This is a genomic window from Enterobacter cloacae complex sp. 677-3DZ2D5B, assembly GCF_004136695.1.
Lineage (GTDB): Bacteria > Pseudomonadota > Gammaproteobacteria > Enterobacterales > Enterobacteriaceae > Enterobacter > Enterobacter hormaechei_C.
Window position 1 is genome coordinate 22,077 of sequence record NZ_QFLS01000024.1, and the last position, 6,963, is coordinate 29,039.

Annotated in this window: 7 protein-coding genes; 5 read left to right on the forward strand and 2 right to left on the reverse strand. The window is 56.8% G+C overall.

The window, feature by feature from the left end; all coding sequences use genetic code 11:
* Positions 1-20: 20 nt before the first annotated feature.
* From hemE to DD597_RS24395, 5 genes are all read left to right on the forward strand, one after another.
* A complete protein-coding gene (gene hemE, locus DD597_RS24375; RefSeq protein WP_022650209.1) occupies positions 21-1,085 on the forward strand; it encodes a uroporphyrinogen decarboxylase in 1,065 nt (354 codons plus the stop codon).
* Positions 1,086-1,094: 9 nt separating this feature from the next.
* Positions 1,095-1,766, forward strand: coding sequence for a deoxyribonuclease V (gene nfi / locus DD597_RS24380; RefSeq protein WP_003862312.1), 672 nt, complete (start codon positions 1,095-1,097; stop codon positions 1,764-1,766).
* A 41-nt stretch (positions 1,767-1,807) separates the two neighbouring features.
* Positions 1,808-2,398: a YjaG family protein gene (locus DD597_RS24385; RefSeq protein WP_003862310.1), complete on the forward strand. Its 591-nt coding sequence runs from the start codon at positions 1,808-1,810 to the stop codon at positions 2,396-2,398.
* Between the two features lie 186 nt (positions 2,399-2,584).
* A complete protein-coding gene (hupA, locus tag DD597_RS24390; protein ID WP_002445246.1) occupies positions 2,585-2,857 on the forward strand; it encodes a nucleoid-associated protein HU-alpha in 273 nt (90 codons plus the stop codon).
* Positions 2,858-2,868: 11 nt separating this feature from the next.
* Positions 2,869-3,561: a DUF1481 domain-containing protein gene (locus DD597_RS24395; protein ID WP_022646713.1), complete on the forward strand. Its 693-nt coding sequence runs from the start codon at positions 2,869-2,871 to the stop codon at positions 3,559-3,561.
* 46 nt (positions 3,562-3,607) lie between these two features.
* Here the strand turns inward: DD597_RS24395 and purD are convergent, their stop codons facing one another.
* Both purD and purH read right to left on the reverse strand, forming a co-directional pair.
* Positions 3,608-4,900, reverse strand: coding sequence for a phosphoribosylamine--glycine ligase (gene purD / locus DD597_RS24400; protein ID WP_048209873.1), 1,293 nt, complete (start codon positions 4,898-4,900; stop codon positions 3,608-3,610).
* A gap of 15 nt (positions 4,901-4,915) precedes the next feature.
* A complete protein-coding gene (gene purH, locus DD597_RS24405; RefSeq protein WP_063869585.1) occupies positions 4,916-6,505 on the reverse strand; it encodes a bifunctional phosphoribosylaminoimidazolecarboxamide formyltransferase/IMP cyclohydrolase in 1,590 nt (529 codons plus the stop codon).
* Between the last annotated feature and the right edge of the window lie 458 nt (positions 6,506-6,963).

Here is a 6,963-nt window from a genome sequence, read left to right on the forward strand (position 1 = left end):
ACGCAATAAGGAACTGCAAAATGACCGAACTGAAGAACGATCGTTATCTGCGTGCGCTGCTGCGCCAGCCCGTTGATGTCACCCCGGTGTGGATGATGCGCCAGGCGGGACGCTATCTGCCAGAGTACAAAGCCACGCGCGCGCAGGCGGGCGATTTTATGTCGCTGTGCAAAAACGCCGAGCTGGCCTGTGAAGTGACGCTCCAGCCGCTGCGCCGCTTCCCGCTCGATGCCGCCATTCTTTTTTCGGACATTCTCACCATTCCGGATGCGATGGGCCTTGGGCTCTATTTCGAAACCGGCGAGGGCCCGCGTTTTACCTCACCGATCAAAAGCAAAGCCGACGTTGATAAGTTGCCGATCCCCGATCCGGAAGGCGAGCTGGGCTATGTGATGAACGCCGTGCGCACCATTCGCCGCGAGCTCAAAGGCGATGTGCCGCTGATTGGCTTCTCCGGTAGTCCGTGGACGCTGGCCACCTACATGGTGGAAGGCGGCAGCAGCAAAGCCTTTACCGTCATCAAAAAGATGATGTACGCCGAGCCGCTGGCCCTGCATGCGCTGCTCGACAAGCTCGCGAAGAGCGTCACGCTCTACCTCAACGCGCAGATTAAAGCAGGTGCGCAGTCGGTGATGATTTTCGACACCTGGGGCGGCGTGCTGACCGGACGTGATTATCAGCAGTTCTCCCTGTACTACATGCACAAAATTGTCGATGGCCTGCTGCGTGAAAACGAAGGCCGTCGCGTGCCGGTGACGCTGTTTACCAAAGGCGGCGGCCAGTGGCTGGAAGCGATGGCGGCCACCGGCTGCGACGCGCTGGGCCTCGACTGGACCACCGATATTGCCGATGCGCGCCGTCGCGTGGGGGACAAAGTGGCGCTCCAGGGCAACATGGACCCGTCCATGCTCTATGCACAGCCTGCCCGTATCGAAGAGGAAGTGTCGACTATACTGTCTGGTTTCGGCCAGGGTGAAGGCCACGTCTTTAACCTCGGCCACGGCATTCATCAGGATGTGCCGCCTGAACACGCAGGCGTATTTGTGGAGGCGGTGCATCGGCTTTCTGCCCAGTATCATAAGTAAGGAGTGGTTATGGATCTCGCGTCGCTACGCGCTCAGCAAATCGAACTGGCTTCATCGGTGATCCGTGAGGATCGTCTGGATACGGACCCTCCGCGGTACATTGGCGGGGCGGACGTCGGGTTTGAGCAGGGCGGTGAAGTGACGCGAGCGGCGATGGTGGTGCTGAAATACCCGTCGCTGGAGCTGGTGGAGTACAAGGTGGCGCGTATCGCCACCACCATGCCCTATATCCCCGGCTTTCTCTCCTTCCGCGAATATCCCGCGCTGCTGGCCGCTTGGGAACAACTCTCGCAAAAACCTGACCTGCTGTTTGTTGATGGGCATGGTATCTCCCATCCGCGTCGCTTAGGCGTTGCCAGCCACTTTGGTCTGCTGGTGGACGTGCCGACCATCGGCGTGGCGAAAAAACGCCTGTGCGGCGCGTTTGAGCCGCTCTCTGCCGAACCGGGCGCGCTGGCGCCGCTTATTCATAAAGGCGAGCAGCTGGCGTGGGTCTGGCGCAGTAAAGCGCGCTGCAACCCGCTGTTTATCGCAACCGGGCATCGGGTGAGCATGGACAGCGCCCTGGCGTGGGTGCAACGCTGTATGAAGGGCTACCGTTTACCGGAGCCAACCCGCTGGGCTGACGCCGTGGCCTCTTCACGTCCGGCATTCATTCGTTGGCAGGAAATTCAGCCGTGATTCAGGTAAACTGCGGCTAATTTTCGATTCGAGACATCATCATGTTACAAAACCCGATTCATCTGCGCCTTGAAAAGCTGGAAAGCTGGCAGCACGTGACGTTTATGGCTTGCCTGTGCGAGCGCATGTATCCCAACTATGCCGCGTTCTGCAAGCAGACAGCGTTTGGCGAAGGCCAGATTTATCGTCGTATCCTGGATTTAATCTGGGAGACGCTGACGGTCAAAGACGCGAAGGTGAATTTTGACTCTCAGCTCGAAAAGCTGGAAGAGGCTATTCCGGCTGCGGATGATTTCGACCTGTATGGCGTCTACCCGGCCATTGATGCCTGTGTGGCGTTGAGCGAGCTGATCCACTCCCGTCTGAGCGGTGAAACCCTGGAACACGCCATTGAAGTCAGTAAGGCATCCATTACCACCGTTGCGATGCTGGAAATGACCCAGGAAGGCCGTGAAATGACCGACGAAGAGCTGCGTGCTAACCCGGCGGTAGAACAGGAATGGGACATTCAGTGGGAGATTTTCCGCCTGCTGGCAGAGTGTGAAGAGCGTGATATTGAGCTGATCAAAGGGCTGCGCGCGGACCTGCGCGAGGCCGGCGAGAGCAATATTGGTATAATTTTTAACCAATGAGACAACAAAACGTGATTTAACGCCTGTTTTGTCGCTCCTCGACTCTTCCCTTTCGCCCCCCGTCTGGTCTACATTTGGGGGGCGAAAAAAAGTGGCTATCGGTGCGTGTATGCAGGAGAGTGCTTTTTTGGCATTTTCGTCGCACTCGATGCTTAGCAAGCGATAAACACATTGAAAGGATAACTTATGAACAAGACTCAACTGATTGATGTAATTGCGGACAAGGCTGATCTGTCTAAAGTGCAGGCTAAAGCTGCTCTGGAATCTACCCTGGCTGCTATTACTGAGTCTCTGAAAGAAGGCGATGCTGTACAACTGGTTGGTTTCGGTACCTTCAAAGTGAACCACCGCGCTGAGCGTACTGGCCGCAACCCGCAGACCGGTAAAGAAATCAAAATCGCCGCAGCTAACGTGCCGGCATTTGTTTCTGGTAAAGCACTGAAAGACGCAGTTAAGTAAGACGCGTGGCAGTGAACAGTTTTAACGAAGGGGCGGCAACGCCCCTTTTGTCATTCTGGCGTGGACCGCTCGCGCTGGCAGGCGTACTGTTGCTCTCTGCCTGTAGCCATGATTCCTCACTCCCCCCGTTTACCGCCAGCGGCTACGCTGACAACCAGGGTGCGGTCAGGATCTGGCGCAAAGATTCCAGCGATGAAGTCCATATGCTCACCGCGTTCAGCCCATGGCATAACGGCAATACCTCGACCGCAGAATACCGCTGGCAGGGCGATGCCCTGTCGCTCATTGAACTGAATATCTACAGTAAGACTCCCGAACACGTGAAGGTGCGTTTCGACGACCACGGCGAGCTGAGCTTTATGCAGCATGAGGTCAGTGGACTGAAACAGCAGCTTTCCAGCGATCAGGTCGCCCTCTACCGCTACCGTGCTGAACAACTTCGCCAGACCAGCGATGCACTGCGTCAGGGCCGCGTGGTGCTGCGTCAGGGGCGCTGGCATGCCGACGGCACGGTGACCACCTGCGAAGGGCAGACGGTGAAGCCTGAGCTTGAATCCTGGGCAACCGAACACATTCAGCGTCGTCAGCGGCATTCATCTGTGGAGGTGAGTGTGGCATGGCTGGAAGCGCCGGAAGGCTCTCAGCTGTTGCTGGTGGCGAATGAAGATTTCTGCACCTGGCAGCCGACAGAAAAGAGTTTTTGATTTAAGTCCCCTCTCCCTTGAGGGAGAGGGTTAGGGTGAGGGGAAATTACTCTCCCTGCTCCCGCGCAATAGCACGATAACCGATATCCTGACGGCTGAAGCTGCCGTTCCAGTGAATATCCGCCATCAGCGCATAGGCGCGTTTCTGCGCTTCTGCCACGGTCTGGCCCAGCGCGGTCGCACACAGCACGCGGCCGCCGTTGGTGAGCACGCGGTCATCGTCAGCCAGCTTCGTACCGGCGTGGAACACCTTCGCGCCGTCAATCTCTTCCAGCGGCAGGCCGTGGATCTCATCTCCAGTGTTGTAGCTACCCGGATACCCACCCGCAGCAATCACCACACCTAAAGAGGCACGCTCGTCCCACTCGGAAGTTTTCTCATTCAGCTTGCCTTCGCACGCCGCCAGACACAGATCCACCAGGTCGGATTTCATGCGCAGCATGATCGGCTGGGTTTCCGGATCGCCAAAGCGGCAGTTGAATTCGATCACCTTCGGGTTACCCTGCTTGTCGATCATCAGGCCTGCATAAAGGAAACCGGTGTAGGTATTGCCTTCCGCCGCCATCCCTTTCACGGTTGGCCAGATGATGCGGTCCATGGTGCGCTGATGCACCTCATCGGTAACAACGGGAGCAGGAGAGTAAGCGCCCATTCCCCCAGTGTTGGGGCCGGTATCGCCATTGCCCACACGCTTGTGATCCTGGCTGGTGGCCATCGGCAGAACGTGCTCGCCATCGACCATCACGATAAAGCTCGCCTCTTCGCCGTCGAGGAACTCTTCAATCACGATGCGGTGGCCCGCATCGCCAAAGGCGTTACCTGCCAGCATATCCTGAACCGCGGCTTCGGCTTCTTCGAGGGTCATCGCGACGATCACGCCTTTACCCGCGGCCAGACCGTCGGCCTTGATAACAATCGGCGCGCCCTTCTCACGTAACCAGGCCAGAGCAGGCTCCACTTCAGTGAAATTCTGATATTCCGCCGTCGGGATGTTATGACGCGCGAGGAAATCTTTGGTGAAGGCTTTTGAGCCTTCCAGCTGTGCGGCACCCTCCGTTGGGCCAAAGATTTTCAGGCCAGCTGCGCGGAAGGCGTCTACGACGCCAATCACCAGCGGCGCTTCCGGGCCAACGATGGTCAGATCGATGTTCTCGGTCTGGGCAAAGCTCAGCAGTGCCGGGATATCGGTCACGCCGATGGCGACGTTTTGCAGCGCGGGTTCCAGCGCCGTACCGGCATTACCCGGTGCCACAAAGACGGTTTCAACCTGCGGGGACTGCGCTGCTTTCCACGCCAGGGCGTGCTCGCGCCCGCCGTTACCAATCACTAATACTTTCATTTTCTGCTCCGGGAATTAATGGCGGAAGTGGCGCATGTCGGTGAAGATCATTGCGATGCCATGCTCGTCGGCAGCGGCAATCACTTCGTCATCACGGATTGAACCGCCAGGCTGGATCACACAGGTGATACCCACAGCAGCGGCCGCATCGATTCCGTCGCGGAACGGGAAGAAGGCATCAGAGGCCATGGCGGAGCCTTTCACTTCCAGGCCTTCGTCGCCTGCTTTGATACCGGCAATTTTTGCAGAGTAAACGCGGCTCATCTGGCCTGCGCCTATCCCGATGGTCATGTTCTCTTTGGCGTAAACAATTGCGTTAGACTTCACGAACTTCGCCACTTTCCAGCAGAACAGCGCGTCACGCAGTTCCTGTTCGGTCGGCTGACGTTTGGTCACCACGCGCAGGTCGGCTTCTGTCACCATACCCAGATCGCGGTCCTGAACCAGCAGACCGCCGTTCACGCGCTTGAAGTCCAGGCCCGGCACGCGTTCCGCCCACTGACCACAAACCAGCACGCGCACATTCTGTTTTGCCGCAGTGATTTTCAGCGCTTCTTCTGATGCGGACGGCGCGATGATCACTTCGACAAACTGGCGGGAGATGATGGCCTGCGCGGTTTCCGCATCCAGCTCGCGGTTAAAGGCGATAATGCCGCCGAACGCGGAGGTCGGGTCGGTTTTGTAGGCGCGATCGTAGGCATCCAGAATAGAAGTGCTTACCGCAACGCCGCATGGGTTGGCGTGCTTGACGATAACGCAGGCCGGCTCGCTGAATTCTTTCACGCATTCCAGCGCGGCGTCGGTGTCGGCAATGTTGTTATAGGAAAGGGCTTTGCCCTGAACCTGCTGGGCGGTCGCAACAGAGGCCTCCTTTACCTCTTCTTCTATATAGAAGGCCGCCTGCTGGTGGCTGTTCTCACCGTAACGCATATCCTGCTTCTTAATGAAGTTCAGGTTCAGGGTGCGCGGGAAGCGGCCAGAGGGATCTTTGCTTTCACCATGGTAAGCCGGTACCAGGCTACCGAAGTAGTTGGCGATCATGCTGTCGTAGGCGGCGGTATGCTCGAAGGCTTTGATGGCGAGATCGAAACGCGTTTCAAGTGTCAGGGACCCTTCGTTGGCATCCATCTCATTAATAATGGCGTTGTAGTCGCTGCTCTTCACCACGATGGCGACATCTTTATGGTTCTTGGCCGCGGAGCGCACCATGGTTGGGCCGCCGATATCAATATTTTCAACCGCATCTTCCAGAGAGCAGCCTTCGCGGGCGACGGTCTGGGCGAACGGGTAGAGGTTAACGACAACCATGTCGATGGGGGCAATATTGTGTTGCTCCATAATACCGTCGTCCTGACCGCGACGACCCAGAATACCGCCGTGCACTTTCGGATGCAGGGTTTTGACGCGTCCATCCATCATTTCCGGGAAACCGGTGTAATCGGACACTTCGGTTACCGGCAGACCTTTCTCTGCTAACAGGCGCGCGGTGCCACCTGTAGAAAGCAGCTCCACACCGCGTGCGGAAAGTGCCTGGGCGAATTCGACGATACCGGCTTTATCAGAAACACTGAGCAGAGCGCGGCGGACTGGACGACGTTGTTGCATGGTAAATCCCCTGGATTTCACGATTACAGAGAGCGTTAGATGAATTTTCCTGTGAAAAACTCATCTAACACACCTGACGAGGCATCCTTGTAAAGCGCGAGCATTTTAACGAAAACGTTTGCGCAACGCTCGCACATTTTCACTTTTTCGTATCATTGTGGATAAGTCTGTGTGTAAAAAGGTATAAGGCGGGGTTTTGCTGTGGAATGCAGCAGTCAGTCATTTTTCTGTCATTTAGCGGTTGCGGCCAGCGGAGAACTCCCTATAATGCGCCTCCATCGACACGGCGGATGTGAATCACTTCACAAACAACCCGGTCGGCTGAAGAGAAAAAATCCTGAAAATCAGGGTTGACTCTGAAAGAGGAAAGCGTAATATACGCCACCTCGCGACAGAGCGCTGAAGCGCGTCGCAACTGCTCTTTAACAATTTATCAGACAATCTGTGTGGGCACTCAA